We start from the raw sequence: 14518 nt of genomic DNA, 5'->3' as shown, positions 1-14518 counted from the left end.
TTCTTTCCCACCATGGAACTCATCGACGGAAATAAAATCGCCGCCACCATCATCGCCGAACTTAAAGCCGAAGTTGCCACGTCAACCGGCCGTAAGCCGTGCATCGCGCTCGTCCGCGTCGGCGACGATCCCGCCTCGGTTTCCTACGTTACGAAGAAGGAAAAAGCCTGCGCCGAAATCGGTATCACGAGCCGCCTGATTTTTCCCGCGGTCACGATTTCGCAGGACGAACTTTTCGCGACCATCGATCAACTCAACACTGACGACACCGTCGACGGCATCCTCGTGCAGTCACCGTTGCCAAAACACATCAACGAAATCGCCGTCTTCCGCCGCATCGCCGCGCACAAAGATGTCGACGGTTTCCACACGATGAACCTCGGCAAACTCGCACAGGAAGACGACACCGGCTTCGTCGCCTGCACGCCCGCCGGCATCATGGAACTGCTTCAGCGCTCCGGCGTGAATCTCACCGGCAAACACGTCGTCGTGCTCGGTCGCAGCTTGATCGTTGGCAAGCCCGCCGGCCTGCTCGCGCTGCAGCGCAAACCGTGGGCCAACGCCACGGTCACGATCTGCCACTCGCAAACCACCAATCTCGCCGCGATCACGAAGCAGGCGGACATCCTCATCGCCGCTATCGGCAAAGCAGAATTCGTCACCGCCGACATGGTAAAACCCGGTGCCGTCGTGATCGACGTCGGCGTGAATCGTGTCCCCGACGACACTAAAAAAAGCGGCTTCCGCCTCACTGGTGACGTGCACTTCCCGACGGTGTCACCTTCGGTCAGCAAAATTACTCCCGTCCCCGGTGGCGTCGGCCCGATGACCGTCGCGATGTTGATGAAGAACACGGTGAAGGCCTATCGCCAAAATCTTGCCTCGACCACAGCGTAAACTACGCCCAACTCGCCTCTTGCCACGTTCTGGCAAAACGCATTCGCTCTCTTTCTCCCGCAATGGCTGCACCCAAGATTCTCGTCGTCGATGATCAGCCGATCAACGTTCAGTTGCTCAAACGCAAACTGGAACGCGAAGGTATGTCGGTCGCCACTTCCTACTCGGGACGAGAGGCCCTCGACATGGTCAAGGCCGACAAACCTGACTTGATTCTGCTCGATGTGATGATGCCCGAAATGGACGGCATCGAAGTCTGCCAACGCCTCCAAGCCGATCCCGAAACAAAACCGATTCCGGTAATTTTCATTACGGCGCGCACGTCGAAAGAAGGCAAAATCGAAGGCCTCGGCGTCGGCGCCGTCGACTACATCACCAAGCCCATCGATCTCGATGAAACCCTCGCGCGCGTGCAAACGCAGCTGCGTTTCGTCGCCATCAATCGCGAACTCGTCGACCTGCAACGCCGCCTCGGTGACTCGCGCCGTTCCGCGACCATCGGCGCCGTCACGCAAGGCATCGCGCACAATCTTAATAATCTCCTCGGCGTCGTCATCGGTTACATCGACCTGATCAAAGCTTACAGCGAGAAGCCGGAGCTCGTCCGCAAAAACGCGCAGAATCTCGACGACGCCGTGAACCGCATCGTCGTCATCATCAAACAGCTCACGGGCCTCGTGATCAAAAATCGCCCGCCGCTCGTGCGCACCAATCTCGCGCGCGTGATCGAAAACGGCATCCGTCGCTACCAGGCGGAAAACAAAATCGACCAGGCCGTCACGATTACCAATTCGCTCGGCGAAATCACTTTCGATACGAACGTCGAAGTCATCGAAGACGCGCTCGCCAAACTGCTCATCAACGCGTGGGAAAGTTATGGCGACGAACCAGACGACAAGCGCCAGATTAGTATCCGCACCGAACTAACCGACTCCGACCTTCCGAGTGAAGGCCGCCAGCTTTTTTTCCATGTCGAAGACCGCGGTCGCGGCATCGATCCGGAAATCCGCGACAACGCGTTCGAACCGTTCACGAGCACAAAGCACACCGTCGGCGTTGGCATGGGCCTCACCGTCGCTCGCCACGCGATGCGCAATCTCTCTGGCGAAGTGACTTTGAATGATCGCCCCGGCGGCGGTGCCATCGCGACCGTGCGTCACCCGTTCGAGCAGAAAGCCAAGCTCTGAGGGAGGTGCGGTTATCCGTAACCGCCCTCGTTCACGACCGGCTCACAATTCGCGTTGCGACTCCATGCGGTCGGCGCAATCAATCAGCCACGTCATGGCTTCGACCAAACTTGCTTTCATCGGCTCCGGCAATCTCGCGTCCGCCATCGTGCGCGGTCTGCTCGCAAAAAAAATCTATGCATCTGGCGACATCGCCTGCACGAGCAAAACCGGCGGCACCGCGCAGAAGCTAGCCGCCGACACTGGCATCACCTTCGAACCGGATTTAGCCAAACTGCTCGCGAGTGCCGACACCGTCGTCGTTGCCTTCAAGCCTCAATCGCTCGCGATCGCTGACCCACGTCTCGCCGAACTCACGACGGGCAAACTCGTGCTCTCCGTGCTCGCGGGAAAAAAAATCGCGCGCCTCGCCCAATCTTTTCCGCGCGCGCGCAACATCATCCGCACGATGCCCAATACCCCTGCCGCCATCGGCGCGGGCATGACGCCGTATTGCTCGCTCACAGCGCTCACTGACGCCGACCGCGCCATCGTCGAACAACTGCTCGGCGCGCTCGGCAAATTTGTCGCGCTCGGCGAAGAACACATGGACGCAGTCACGGCGCTCGTCGGCAGCGGCCCCGCCTTTCTTTTCGAATTCGTCGCCGCGCTCCGCGACGGCGGCATCGCGGCAGGCTTATCGCGTGAACACGCGCAAACCCTCGCGCTTGAAACTGCGCTCGGCGCGGCGAAGCTCCTCGCGCATACCGGCCTCGATCCCGAAGTTTTGCGCGACAAAGTCGTCTCGCCCAACGGCACCACTTACGCCGGCCTGCAAACGATGGCCGCACGCAATTTTCGCGAGACGATGAAGGAAACCATTCTCGCCGCCGCGCACCGAGCCAACGAACTCTCGCGCGACTAATTACGGTCGGTTGTCGATCCGCGCAAAGTTACCCGCATCTACATCTGCCGGATTCGCGGCCATCTTGTCGGTCACCATTACGTAAAGCAACCGGCCATCGGCGAGCGTTTCGACACGATGCGGCTGAAGCACGCCGCCAACCGGGCGGAAATCTTTGAACAACGTGTCCATCGCCACGCGTTTCCCTTTCACCGTGCGATACACCGTGCGCTTCACGATTTCGTAGTTCTTCGTGTCGACCCACAAAAAGAAAATGTGATCTGTTTTGCTCATCACGAGCAGCTTGAACGCGTCGCGGCCGTCGATTTTTTCTTCACCTGCGTAGTCCACGGAAAATCCTTTTGCTGCATAATTCACCAGTGGCCCATCGAAGTCTGCGTTTTCGATAAAATCCTTCGCGTCGCCCTCCGGCATGTTTTCCGGAATGCCGTTTTTGATTTCCGTGTGGCTAATCCACGGTGCGTTAGTGCCGTCATAGACCTGCACCACGCGACGCAACGGCGTATAGCTCTCGACCCGCAGCCGATTCGGCCGCTGCGAGATAAAGGCAAACGGCACCACCTCGCGCCCGATAAACGTTTTTCCATCACCGCGCAGCGAGTTCAACGCCGGCAGTTTCGCGCCCGCCCGTTCGGCGTGTTGGCGCGCAATATCGCGGCCGATATCCGTCGACGCTCCAAAAACGGAACACGCCAGCAAACCCAGCACCAGAATCACAGGGGGTAAACGATTCATGGAGGAACAGCGTGGTTAACTTCTCCGCACCGTCTAGCAAAACTTAGCGAACGCCGCACTTGCTGTCGCGAAGTAAACCTTTACCCCTTGGCGCATGGAATTCGGCTGGTGGCAAAAAGACGAGGAAGGCAAAAAACACCAAGTGTGCGTGGACATCTTCGGCAAGACGATCACGTGGACTAAAAAATATGGTCGCAACACCTCGTGGATCGAGTTCGAGCCCAACGACGAGGAATGGGACACGCTCATCACCGAAGCCAACCGCCGAGTCCCACGCCGCTTATTCTCGCAAGGCCAATACGAATTTATTCTGAGCCAGCGCCCGCCGAAATAAACCAGCGACGCGCCATCGGCCAGAGATAGAGAAACGCCGGCGCCAGTTCCTGCGGACGCTCTGCGATCCAACGATCAATCGCCTCGATCGTAAACCACGCGCCCCGCTCGATCTCTTCGGGATGCAGCGTAAACGGCCCCTCCGATTCGACGCGATACACCCACACAAATTCCTGCCCCGTTTCCTCGCGAGCCTCGATTTTGAAAAGCGGCTGCGGCGGCCTCTCAGGACGACAACCCAGTTCCTCGTCCAATTCGCGCACCGCCGTGCCATCGTAATCTTCGCCAGCGCCCACATGCCCGGCGGCCGACGAGTCCCACACGCCGGGAAATAAGTCTTTGCTCATCGAACGCTGGTGCAAAAACACCTCGCCCGCACGATTCGTCACGAGCAGATGCACTGCGCGATGCCGCAGTTTTCTCGCGTGCACATGGCGACGCTCCAACTGAGCCGTCACGTGGTCGTTTTCGTCCACGACATCGAAAAGTTCGTCTAGGTTTTGTCCCACGAATTAGCTTTGTCATTCCTGCCCGTTCGTGTCCATTCGTGCTTTTCCCCAATTTCCCATGGCTAAAATCGAAGTCAACCAAGTCGCCGAAATCCTCAAACGCCACAAACTGGAGCCATCGCTGCTGCGCGAGATCGTCGAGGAAATGAATTCCGCCACGCAACCCGAGGCCGACGAGGAAAAGCCACCGGCCGCGAAGAAACAATTCGTCGTGCTCCTCTCCGACATGGAAGGCAAACTTCCGACCGAGAATCTCACCGGTTGGGTCGTGCAAATCCCGGAAGACGCCAGCCCCTACTCGACCACCGAACGCATTTTCAAAGGCGCTTACGATTTCAACGCTTCGAAAAAAGGCCGCATGATGCCGGTCAAATCCGTCGGCGAAGCGCTCGAAAGCGCGAGTCCGAAATACTTCAAAGAGTCCGAGCTCTGGATCAAAACCAAGCTGCCCGTCGCTGTCGTCGTCACCGACAACGTGCTGCCGAAAGACGAGTTCAAAACCGAGAAAGTCGACCGTCGCCGCAAAGACGCGTGACCGCCTGAGTCGGTTTCAGCGAATCCCAAACGCTTCCGGGCGCAGGTTGCGCGCCTTGAGCGCCTCGGCCAACGCTTTCAGATCGAGCTTGGCATCTGGTTTAACTCCGTTTTGCGCGAACCAACCTTGGTTCATTTCGAGGGCAAACTGCAACGACCGCGAGCGCGAGCTGACGGAGCGTTCGTCGCGTGGATACATCGGATAGATTTCCTTCAATTCGCCATTCGCATCCAGGTAGCCGATATCGAGCGCCAGTTCCGTGTTCCGCATCCAAAAGCCGAGCTGCTGCGGACGATTAAACACAAATAACATTCCTTCATCCGCGCCCATCGTCTTGCGAAACATCAGGCCCTTTTGCATTTCGTCGGGCAGCACCGCGAGTTGCATCTGCACCGTGCGGTCGCCGATCTTGATCGCGAAACGATCATCGACGGTTTTCGGGCCGGAGCTCTGTTTCGAATCGGAGCCGCCGCACGCGGTCAGCAACGAGACGATGGCAAAAGTGAAACATTGAACGAACAAGCGGCGGGAAAACATTTTTGCGTTTTGGTTTAACTCCTAGTTATCGTTCGGCCGTTCCAACACAATCTTTCCCTCCACCGTGAAAACTTCACTTCCGCCGCTTCTCTACGCCGACACCCACGCCAGCGCCGACATGCTCTATTTCGGCCGCGTCGAAGTGCATGATCCCTTCATCGCGTTCGGCGCCCGCGGAAAAAAAATTACCGTGCAAAGCGCGCTTGAACTTGGGCGCGTGAAGAAAACGAGCACCTTCGATATCATCATTCCCCGCGATGAAGCCCTCGCCCGCGCGCAGGCCCAACACGGCGCCAAAGCCAGCACCGCTGAAATCATCGCCACACTCGCCAAGGAATACGGCCAGCGCTCCTTTCGCATCGCGGACGATTTTCCAGCGTCGCTCTACGTAAAACTCACCCAGCTCGGCCTGAAACTCACCTTTGCCAACGGCCTGCTTTTCCCGGAACGCGAAATTAAATCCGATTGGGAAGCCGCCTGCATTCGCGAAGGTAACCGTCTCTGCTCCGTCGGCTACCTCGCGGCGGAAAAGATCCTGCGCACCTCTAAAATCAAAGGCGCCCATCTCATCCACCAAGGCAAACCGCTCACGTCCGAGCGGCTGCGTTTCACGATCGAAGTCGCCATCAAGGAGCAAGGCGGCAACCCGCAGGACACAATCGTCGCTGGCGGCGACCAAGCCTGCGATCCGCACGAGCGCGGCTCCGGCCCGTTACGACCGCACGAACTGATCATCATCGATATTTTCCCGCGCGTCACCAAGACCGGTTACTTCGGCGACATGACGCGCACCTATTTGAAAGGCCGTCCCCGTGAAGTGCAGCGCCGCATGGTCGCCACCGTCCGCGAAGGCCAGCAGCTCGCGCTCAAAGCCATCCGCGCCGGCATCGACGGACGTGCGATTCACGCGGCGGTGTCTAATTATTTCGAAGATGCCGGCTACGAAACCCGTCACGACAAGAGCGGCTCGGTCGGATTTTTCCACGGGACCGGCCACGGACTTGGACTCGCCGTTCACGATCCCGGCCGCATGTCGCCGACCACGCCGTATCCGCTAAAAGCAGGCTCGGTGCTCACGGTCGAACCCGGCTTGTATTATCCAGGACTCGGCGGTTGCCGCTGGGAAGACGTCGTGCAGGTGACCGCAACCGGCACCAAGGCGCTCTCGAAGCATCCGTATAATTGGGAAATTCGTTAACCGATGCCCGAACTCGCTGAAGTTGAATTTTTCCGCAAGCGCTGGAGCATCGGCCATGGGGCCAAAGTGCTGGAGGTTAAACTCCACGCTGAGAAAAAAGTATTTCGTGGTGCGAACGCTGCGTTGCTGAAAAAGCATCTCACGGGAGCCAAACTCGTCACGTCTGAGACTGCCGCCAAGCAAATGCTGTTTTTGTTCAGCGGCGAAAGCTGGCTCGGCGTCCATCTCGGTATGAGCGGTGAGCTACGCGTCGAAGCGAGTGACTACGCCCAGCAAAAACACGACCACCTGATTTTGGTGCAGAAGGATCGTCAGCTGGTGTTTAACGACCCGCGAATGTTCGGAGCGATTTTATTTCATCACGGCAAAGACGCGCCTGCGTGGTGGACGCGCATTGCGCCGGCGATTCTCTCGAAAGCGTTCACCGTCGAAGCTGTGGCCACATTCCTGAAGCGCCGCGGCCGCACGCCGATCAAAGCGGTATTGCTCATGCAGGAACGTTTTCCCGGCATCGGCAACTGGATGGCCGACGAAGTGCTTTGGCGCTCCGCGATCCATCCGAAGCGCCTCGCGGCCTCGCTCACTACGGTCGAAATCAAAACGCTGCATCGCGAATGCCGCACCGTATGCCGCATCGCACTCGACACCATCGCCGGCAAAGGCGCTTACCTGCCACCTGACTTGAATCATCACATTCCCAAATCGTGGCTTTTCTGGCACCGCTGGGAGGATGGCGGCCTCTGCCCACGCACCAAGAAACCACTCACCCGCGAAGAAGTCGGCGGCCGCACCACCTGCTGGTCACCGGCGCGGCAGAAACTCATTTGACGCGTGCCCGCGAAAACCAGACTCGATGAACTTCTCGTCGCTCGCGGCCTCGTGCCGTCGCGGGCGCAGGCGAAATCTCTGATCATGACGGGGCGGGTGCGTCACGGCACGGAGCGCCTTGAAAAACCGGGCAAAGAATACCCGGCGGATTTCGAAGTCACCATCGACCAACCCCCACGCTTCGTCAGTCGGGGCGGCGAAAAATTGGCCGCTTATCTCGAAAAATTTCCGACCGATCTCAACGGCACGCACGTGCTCGATGTGGGCGCCTCGACGGGTGGTTTCACAGATTGCGCGTTGCAAGCCGGTGCGGTGTCGGCGACCTGCGTCGATGTCGGTCACAGCCAGTTACATGACCGGATTCGCCGCGATCCGCGCGTCACCAACCTGGAGAAAACCAATGCGCGACACCTGCAACCCGGTGAGTTGCCACGCGAAAATTACGACGTAGTGATCATGGACCTTTCGTTCATTTCGCTCAAAAGCGTGTTGCCCGCCGTGTGGCCGTTTTTGCGCAAAGGCGGAACCCTCATCGCGCTCGTAAAACCGCAGTTCGAAGCCGGCAAAGCCGAAGTCGATCGCGGCCAAGGCATCATCCGTGACGACGCGGTGCGCGAACGTGTCCTCACGGAAGTGCGCGAGTTCGCGTTGCGCGAGCTGGCCGGCGCAATTCTCGTCGGCGAAATGGAATGCCCGATTCACGGCACCGACGGAAATCGCGAATACCTGCTTGGGCTGACGCGGCAGAAATAGTCTCGCCCTCCCCGCCGCTGCTAGGGCACTAGAAACCATGCAGCCGTTTCAAAAACTGGCCTTTGTTTTCAACTCGGAAAAACCGGGCGCCGCCGACCTTGCGCAAAAGCTCGCGCAAATCGCGCGCGACGCCGGTGCGAAGAAGATCAAATTTTCCAGCGAACGTGATTTGCCAGCGGGCTACTTCAAAGGGTTTGACGCCTGCTGCGTCATCGGTGGCGACGGCACTTTGCTCGGTGTCGTCGGCGGAGCCGCGCGCCAAGGCATCCCCGTCATCGGCGTCAATCAAGGCAGCCTCGGTTTTCTCACGACATTTTCGGCCGAAGAAGCGTGCGCACAATTCGCCAGCGTGCTCGACGGCGACTATCGTCTTGCGACGCGCTCGCTGCTCAATTGCCAGGCGAGTCCCAAGCACCGCGACATCGCGTTGAACGACGTGTTGATCAAAAATGAAGTTAATTCCCGCCTCGTCCGTCTCGAGGTGTTTGCCAACGGCAAGCTCGTGACTGACTACTATTGCGACGGCGTGATTTTTTCCACGCCGACTGGCTCGACGGCTTACAATCTCGCGGCCGGTGGCCCAATTATTCACCCGGGGGCCGGAGTGATCGCGATGACGCCCATCTGCCCGCACACGCTGAGCAACCGCACCATTATTTTCCGCGACGACGTAAAACTGAAAGTTTACAATCGCAGCAAGGAATCGCGTTTGCTCGTCGCGATGGATGGACAACGCAACACCACGGTGACGGAAGACTCGCCGATCGAGATTTCCATCTCGGAACGCTCGCTCTCACTCGTGCAACGCCGCGATTATTCCCATTTCGAAGTCATGCGCACAAAGCTCAAGTGGAGCGGCGGCTTTTTGGACAAAAAATAAACCCCGGCGATCAGGCCGGGGTTTGTGGTAAAACAGAATTTCTCGCCAGGTTTATTTAGCCGCTTTCTTGGCGTCTTTTTCAGCCTTCTTCGCCGCTTTGGCGGCATCATCGTCGGCTTTCTTGGTGGCCTTTTCGGACTCTGAAAGTTTGCCGTCTTTGTCAGCGTCGTATTTCGCGAGATTGGCTTCCTTGGTGGCTTTCGCTTTGGCCGCAGCACCGGCTTTCGCCGCCGCATTTTCCTCTTCACTCAGCACGCCATCTTTATTGGCGTCGTATTGTTCGAGAGTGGCTTTCGAGGGCTTCTTTTCCTTATGGCCTTCTTGGGCGAACGAGGTGGCAGGGGCAGCAATCGCGAGCGCCAGTAAACCCAGCGCGATAGTCCAAAGAGAGCGTGTGGCTTTCATGAGAGCGGCACGCTAACTGAAATACGCGACAGCACGCAAGGACCGTGCTTACCTAAATTCAGGCTGTCGGTGCGGAGGGCTCGGGTTTAACCACCAACTGCACGCGTTCCGGTCGCTGGAAATATTTCCGCGCGAACGCCTGCAAATCGGTGAGCGTCACTGCGTCGATCCGGGCATCATAGGTGCGCCAGTCGTTCACCGGCAACCCGTAGACCGCATTGAGCGCGGCGCCTTGAGCGCGAGCCGAATTCGTCTGCATGCCCATGCGCTTGCCTGCCTTCAGACGAGTCTGACAGCGCAGCAACTCTTCCTTGGTCACTTTACCTTTCTGGACGCGGGCGATCTCCAAGTTTAGTTCAGCGATCACTTCCTCATATCGCTCGGGGCTCGTGCCGGCGAAGAAATAGAACATCGCCGCCTCCAAGCCGACGATGCGATTGGAGCGCACAAAATACGCCAGACTCTTTTCTTCACGCACGCGCTCGAAGAGATGCGAAGACATGCCGCTGAACAATTCGTCGGCAACTTCGCTCACGATATAATCCTCCGCGAGCAATCCCGGGCCACGAAACGCCTGAAACACAATTGCCTGCTGACGTGGCTGGATTTCGACGAACTCACCCGTGGCACTTTTAAAGGTCACGTCGAGGCGGCTCACGTTGCCTTTCGGGAGCTTCGCGAGAAACGCTTTCAAATTCGGCACAAGTTTCTGCGGATCGAAATCACCCGCGACCGCCAGCACAGCATTGCCGGCCACGGTAAGTTTTTTGTGCAGCGTTTTCAAATCCGAGATCTGAATCGCATGGAGCGATTTTTCGTCGCCGCCGCTTTCGATCGCGAACGGATGCCCGCCGAAGAATTTCTCGCGCATCTTTTTGCGACCCACCGAAACCACGTCGTCCAAACTTTCCTTAAGCGACGCAAGCGACGCTTCGCGTTCGATTTCCAAGCGCACGGATTTAAACGCCGGTCGTAAAATCGCATCGGACATCAATTCCAGCCCAAGTTCGACGTCGCTCGGCAAAACTTCCGAAACGAGGCCGAAACTATTATTGCCTGAAAAATCATGGAACGCACCGCCCACTTCCTCGATGGCTTGGGCGACCGCTTCGGCGGATCGTTTCGTAGTATCCTTCGTCAACATCGTCGCCATGAGCGACGTGCTGCCGGCGCGACCGGAAACTTCGAACATCGGGCCGCCGGCAAAGGCGAGTCGCAGGTGGAGATTCGGCAGTTTTTTGTTCGGCTGGAGCAACAGGCGCGCGCCGTTCGGCAGCTTGATTTCTTCGAAATCAAGGGTCGTCGCCGCGCGTTGCTTGCCGGCGTCGCCGGCATCGGCTGATGCGAGCGGGTTGGAAGAAACCACGACCAATTTCTCCGGCACGAGGTAAGTGCGCATCACGCGTTTTAAATCTGCCGGCGTGAGCGCGAAGATCTGCTCGAAGTAACGTCGCGTGTAATTGATGTCGCCCACCACGACTTCACCGGAACCGAGGCGCGAGGCTTGGCCGGACATCGTTTTGCGCATGTTCACTTCTGACGTGACCACTTGACGCACCGCTTTCGCGAGCGCGGCGGCACTGATGCCTTTTTTCTCGATCCGTTGAAGTTCGCTCAAAATCGCCTGCTCGGCGGCGAGACGTTTGTCAGGATCAGATAAATACGAAATGTAGAACAAGCCGCTCGTGCCCGGGCTCCACGACATCGCGTCGATGCTATGCACCAAGCGCGCCTTTTCACGAATGCTTTGCCAAAGGAACGAGCTGTCGCCGTTGCCCAGCACCATCGCGAGCATGTCGAGCGCGGGCGCGTCAGGGTGAGTGAGTCCGGGAATCTGCCAGCCGAGGCCGGCGCGCGAAACTTTGACGTCTTCGTAGAGGTGCTGGTCGCGACGGGAAAGTTGCAACGACTCTTCCGGCACGAGCACGGGAGCGAGTCGCACACGCGGGGCTTTGCCGAAATGCTCGGCGATGGCCGCCTTCGTCGCCGCCGGTTCGAAATCGCCTGCGATCACCACGACGAGATTGTTCGGCACGTAGCGCGCCCGATAATACGCCACGAGGTCCTCGCGCGTGATCGCAGCAAAGACATCGCGATGGCCAATGATCGGCTGACGATACGGGTGATCGCGAAACGCCGTCTCAAATAGCGCCTGCGAAAGTCGCTGATCGGGATCGTCGAGACACATATCGATCTCGCGCAGAATGACGTCTTTTTCTTTCGTCACTTCGGCCGCGGGCAGCGTCGAATGCAGCGTAGCGTCCGCCAGCAAGTCGATCGCGACATTCGTGTGCACCGAAGGAAGATCGATGTAGTAAACGGTGCGGTCGAACGTCGTGTAGGCGTTAATGTAACCGCCGTGCGCTTGCACGGTCGCAGAGATCTCGCGGCCGGCACGGCGTTCGGTGCCTTTGAACAGCATGTGTTCGAGATAATGCGACAACCCCGCGCCGAGCGCGATGCCTTCGTGGATGCTGCCCGTCTTCACCCATACCTGCACCGAACTCACCGGTGCGGACGTGTCTAATTTGAGCAGGACGGTGAGTCCGTTGGGCAACACGTAGCGTTCGACCGGCTCGCGCCAGAGATTTTCGAGCAATGCGAGGTCGCGGGAACGGACAGATTGGGTCTTGGGCATGGAAAATTAAATCAGCTGAATCAGCAAACATTCGCAACAGGGCTTTCCCTCTTCGCGCACAACGGTGCGCGCAATCAATTCGCGCCGCTCGCGCGCGAGCCACGGCGGCCGCTCCGCGCGGGCGCGAAAGGTTTCACGAAGGCTTCGTCGAATTCGTAGATGTTCGCGAAATCTTCGCGGCGATCCGCGTCAGTTTTGCTGAACACATTATAATCGATCAGGTTGAAAACGATGTCGCCGAAATCGCTGCACTGCGTGATGCCCCAAGCATTGAGCACGGTCTTGGTCATCGGGCCGAATTGCTCCAGCGCATACGCGCGCGTGCCTTCGAGCAGTTCCGCGCCGCTCACGTGTTGGGATTTGCCGGTGCGCTCGGGAGTTTTTTTCTTCAACTCCTTTACCGTGTGGTCGAGCGCTTGCCGCACAAACGTATAGGCTTTGCGATCAAAGCGAGTGTCCTCTTTGCAGATGAGTCCGACGATTTCGGTAAATTCGAGATCTTGCATGAATTTCAGATTCTTTACGTAGCATACCACTCGTCACCTCGCAACCATGCAACACCCCACTTTTCGCCCCAGTAAACACCCCATTCACCACAAATGTCGTTAATCATACGCGAGTTACGCAATCTTCTCCTCGCAATCCTTGGGCGATACTCCCAGAGATTGATGCATGATCGCTGCGACACAATCAAACCACCCAATGGGTGCCATCAGCACTCAGCCCGTTGAATCTCCCTTGGACGAGGCCCGCGCTCGCATCCGCAATGCGCAAATGCGCATCACCAAACCCCGCGTCGCCATTATCGAATCCCTTCTGCAACACGAAGGCCCGGTCAGCATCGAGCGCATCCATCAAGACATGGGCACCGACGTGTGCGATCTGGTCACCGTTTATCGCTGTCTCGCCGCATTCGAGAGCATCGGCATGGTGCGTCGCAGCTACCTGCACAACGGCACCTGCCTTTTCGAACTCACGCTCGGCGCGCAACGCCACTACCACATCGTCTGCAAAGCCTGCGGCGGCACCGATCGCGTCGACTACTTCCCCATCGAAGGCATGGACAACCTTATCAAAGAACGCGGCTACACCGAAGTGAGCCACGTCGTTGAGTTCTTCGGCGTTTGCCCGACCTGCCAAAAAGACGCTACCTCGCGCACTTCCCGCGTGAACGGTGTTTCCGCCGGCAAATAAGTTTCGAGTTTCGCACACAAACCCTGCAAAAGGCGCGGTCGCAATACCGCGCCTTTTTCGTGTCCGCGCCCCATGAATCCCCCACCACGCCTGATCGCCGCAACTGAACGGCTCCAACTCAACGAGTTTACGGCCGCCGACGCCGCCTTCGTGGTCACCCTGCTCAACGAGCCGCTCTGGCACCGCTTCATCGGCGATCGTGGTATTAGAACCGTCGAAGATGCCGTGAGCTATTTGCAAAAAGGGCCGATCGCCAGCTATGCCAAAAACGGTTTCGGCCTTTGGGCCGTGCGCTTAAAAAACAGTCAAACGCCCATCGGCATGTGCGGACTCATCAAACGCGACACGCTCGAAGACATCGACGTGGGTTTCGCCTTTCTTGAAAAACACTCCGGCCACGGCTACGCCACCGAAGCCGCTTCCGCCGTCCTGCACTACGGTTGGACGCACGCTGGCTTGAAACGCATCGTCGCGATCACCGATTCTCAAAACGACGCGTCGATTCGCGTCCTGGAAAAAATCGGCCTGCGCTTCGAAAAAAACATCGCCCTGCCCTCCGACGGGAAAATCGGCAACCTTTACGCCATTGCTGCTCCTGCGCGCAACGAACTTGCGTCAGCAGAAGTTTGAGTGTGCTTACTTCCCAGGTGACGCGAGCGGATTAACCGCCCGCACCCATTCAGCGACCGGCACGCCGCCTTCGATGTGCTCCTTGCGGATTCGGTCAAAACGCTTCGGCGTGACTTCCGAATACCACACGCCCTCGGGATAAACGACGAGCCACGGCCCCTCGTGACACATGCGGAAACAATCCGCTTTCGTCCGCAGCACGGGAAGATCGCGATCTTTGAGTTCCGACTTCATGTGCTTCCACGTCGCTTCGCCCTCTTTTTCCGAGCAACACTTCGGCCCGGGGCACAGAAACACATGGCGGCGCGCTTCGGGAATCCCAACTTCCTCGATAGATTTAGAGCCCATGGCGCGC

General features: G+C 58.2%; 18 protein-coding genes. 11 read left to right on the top strand and 7 right to left on the bottom strand.

Annotated elements, in window-relative coordinates; genetic code table 11:
* Positions 1-12: 12 nt before the first annotated feature.
* The 3 genes from folD (at position 13) to proC (ending at position 2988) form a co-directional block, all read left to right on the top strand.
* On the top strand, positions 13-897 hold the full coding sequence (folD, locus tag ACRRQW_RS13825) for a bifunctional methylenetetrahydrofolate dehydrogenase/methenyltetrahydrofolate cyclohydrolase FolD (protein WP_438482088.1): 885 nt from the start codon (positions 13-15) through the stop codon (positions 895-897).
* Between the two features lie 62 nt (positions 898-959).
* Positions 960-2084, top strand: a complete 1125-nt coding sequence (locus ACRRQW_RS13820; RefSeq protein ID WP_438482086.1) for a response regulator — start codon at positions 960-962, stop codon at positions 2082-2084.
* 94 nt (positions 2085-2178) lie between these two features.
* Positions 2179-2988: a pyrroline-5-carboxylate reductase gene (gene proC / locus ACRRQW_RS13815; RefSeq protein WP_438482085.1), complete on the top strand. Its 810-nt coding sequence runs from the start codon at positions 2179-2181 to the stop codon at positions 2986-2988.
* Here the strand turns inward: proC and ACRRQW_RS13810 are convergent, their stop codons facing one another.
* The gene (locus tag ACRRQW_RS13810) at positions 2989-3723 is read right to left on the bottom strand and encodes a hypothetical protein (protein ID WP_438482084.1); all 735 of its coding nucleotides are present in this window, start codon (positions 3721-3723) and stop codon (positions 2989-2991) included.
* Positions 3724-3817: 94 nt separating this feature from the next.
* Here ACRRQW_RS13810 and ACRRQW_RS13805 point away from each other — a divergent pair, with 94 nt between their 5' ends.
* Complete coding sequence (locus ACRRQW_RS13805) at positions 3818-4057, top strand: hypothetical protein (RefSeq protein ID WP_438482083.1); 240 nt, start codon at positions 3818-3820, stop codon at positions 4055-4057.
* On the opposite strand, the gene ACRRQW_RS13800 is transcribed toward ACRRQW_RS13805, so the two are convergent.
* A complete protein-coding gene (locus ACRRQW_RS13800) occupies positions 4029-4565 on the bottom strand; it encodes an NUDIX hydrolase (protein WP_438482082.1) in 537 nt (178 codons plus the stop codon). The two genes, ACRRQW_RS13805 and ACRRQW_RS13800, sit on opposite strands and share 29 nt — an antisense overlap.
* 58 nt (positions 4566-4623) lie before the next feature.
* Here ACRRQW_RS13800 and ACRRQW_RS13795 point away from each other — a divergent pair, with 58 nt between their 5' ends.
* Positions 4624-5100, top strand: coding sequence for a hypothetical protein (locus ACRRQW_RS13795; RefSeq protein ID WP_438482081.1), 477 nt, complete (start codon positions 4624-4626; stop codon positions 5098-5100).
* Positions 5101-5115: 15 nt separating this feature from the next.
* Here the strand turns inward: ACRRQW_RS13795 and ACRRQW_RS13790 are convergent, their stop codons facing one another.
* Positions 5116-5637 (bottom strand): DUF192 domain-containing protein, encoded by a 522-nt coding sequence (locus ACRRQW_RS13790; protein WP_438482079.1) that lies wholly within the window; start codon positions 5635-5637, stop codon positions 5116-5118.
* A gap of 64 nt (positions 5638-5701) precedes the next feature.
* Here ACRRQW_RS13790 and ACRRQW_RS13785 point away from each other — a divergent pair, with 64 nt between their 5' ends.
* From ACRRQW_RS13785 to ACRRQW_RS13770, 4 genes are read left to right on the top strand one after another with little or no spacing between them, the layout of a single operon-like run.
* Positions 5702-6835, top strand: coding sequence for a M24 family metallopeptidase (locus ACRRQW_RS13785; protein ID WP_438482078.1), 1134 nt, complete (start codon positions 5702-5704; stop codon positions 6833-6835).
* 3 nt (positions 6836-6838) lie between these two features.
* On the top strand, positions 6839-7663 hold the full coding sequence (locus ACRRQW_RS13780) for an Fpg/Nei family DNA glycosylase (protein ID WP_438482077.1): 825 nt from the start codon (positions 6839-6841) through the stop codon (positions 7661-7663).
* A 3-nt stretch (positions 7664-7666) separates the two neighbouring features.
* Positions 7667-8416 carry a TlyA family RNA methyltransferase gene (locus tag ACRRQW_RS13775; RefSeq protein WP_438482076.1) on the top strand — a complete coding sequence of 250 codons (750 nt, stop codon included), beginning with the start codon at positions 7667-7669 and terminating at the stop codon, positions 8414-8416.
* Positions 8417-8453: 37 nt separating this feature from the next.
* Positions 8454-9296 carry an NAD(+)/NADH kinase gene (locus ACRRQW_RS13770; protein WP_438482074.1) on the top strand — a complete coding sequence of 281 codons (843 nt, stop codon included), beginning with the start codon at positions 8454-8456 and terminating at the stop codon, positions 9294-9296.
* Between the two features lie 51 nt (positions 9297-9347).
* Here the strand turns inward: ACRRQW_RS13770 and ACRRQW_RS13765 are convergent, their stop codons facing one another.
* From ACRRQW_RS13765 to ACRRQW_RS13755, 3 genes are all read right to left on the bottom strand, one after another.
* Positions 9348-9701: a hypothetical protein gene (locus tag ACRRQW_RS13765; RefSeq protein WP_438482073.1), complete on the bottom strand. Its 354-nt coding sequence runs from the start codon at positions 9699-9701 to the stop codon at positions 9348-9350.
* Positions 9702-9759: 58 nt separating this feature from the next.
* On the bottom strand, positions 9760-12339 hold the full coding sequence (locus ACRRQW_RS13760; RefSeq protein ID WP_438482072.1) for a M16 family metallopeptidase: 2580 nt from the start codon (positions 12337-12339) through the stop codon (positions 9760-9762).
* A 74-nt stretch (positions 12340-12413) separates the two neighbouring features.
* Complete coding sequence (locus ACRRQW_RS13755) at positions 12414-12845, bottom strand: Minf_1886 family protein (protein ID WP_438482071.1); 432 nt, start codon at positions 12843-12845, stop codon at positions 12414-12416.
* Between the two features lie 196 nt (positions 12846-13041).
* Between ACRRQW_RS13755 and ACRRQW_RS13750 the strand changes: the two genes are divergently transcribed.
* Together ACRRQW_RS13750 and ACRRQW_RS13745 are read left to right on the top strand one after the other, a co-directional pair.
* Complete coding sequence (locus ACRRQW_RS13750; protein ID WP_438482070.1) at positions 13042-13533, top strand: Fur family transcriptional regulator; 492 nt, start codon at positions 13042-13044, stop codon at positions 13531-13533.
* A 72-nt stretch (positions 13534-13605) separates the two neighbouring features.
* Positions 13606-14163: a GNAT family N-acetyltransferase gene (locus tag ACRRQW_RS13745; RefSeq protein ID WP_438482069.1), complete on the top strand. Its 558-nt coding sequence runs from the start codon at positions 13606-13608 to the stop codon at positions 14161-14163.
* 6 nt (positions 14164-14169) lie between these two features.
* Here the strand turns inward: ACRRQW_RS13745 and ACRRQW_RS13740 are convergent, their stop codons facing one another.
* A complete protein-coding gene (locus tag ACRRQW_RS13740) occupies positions 14170-14511 on the bottom strand; it encodes a (2Fe-2S) ferredoxin domain-containing protein (RefSeq protein ID WP_438482068.1) in 342 nt (113 codons plus the stop codon).
* Positions 14512-14518: the final 7 nt, after the last annotated feature.

The organism is Oleiharenicola lentus, assembly GCF_051660365.1.
Lineage (GTDB): Bacteria > Verrucomicrobiota > Verrucomicrobiia > Opitutales > Opitutaceae > Lacunisphaera > Lacunisphaera lenta_A.
Note: the sequence above shows the minus strand (reverse complement) of the source record. Positions and strands in the feature narration are given on the sequence as shown.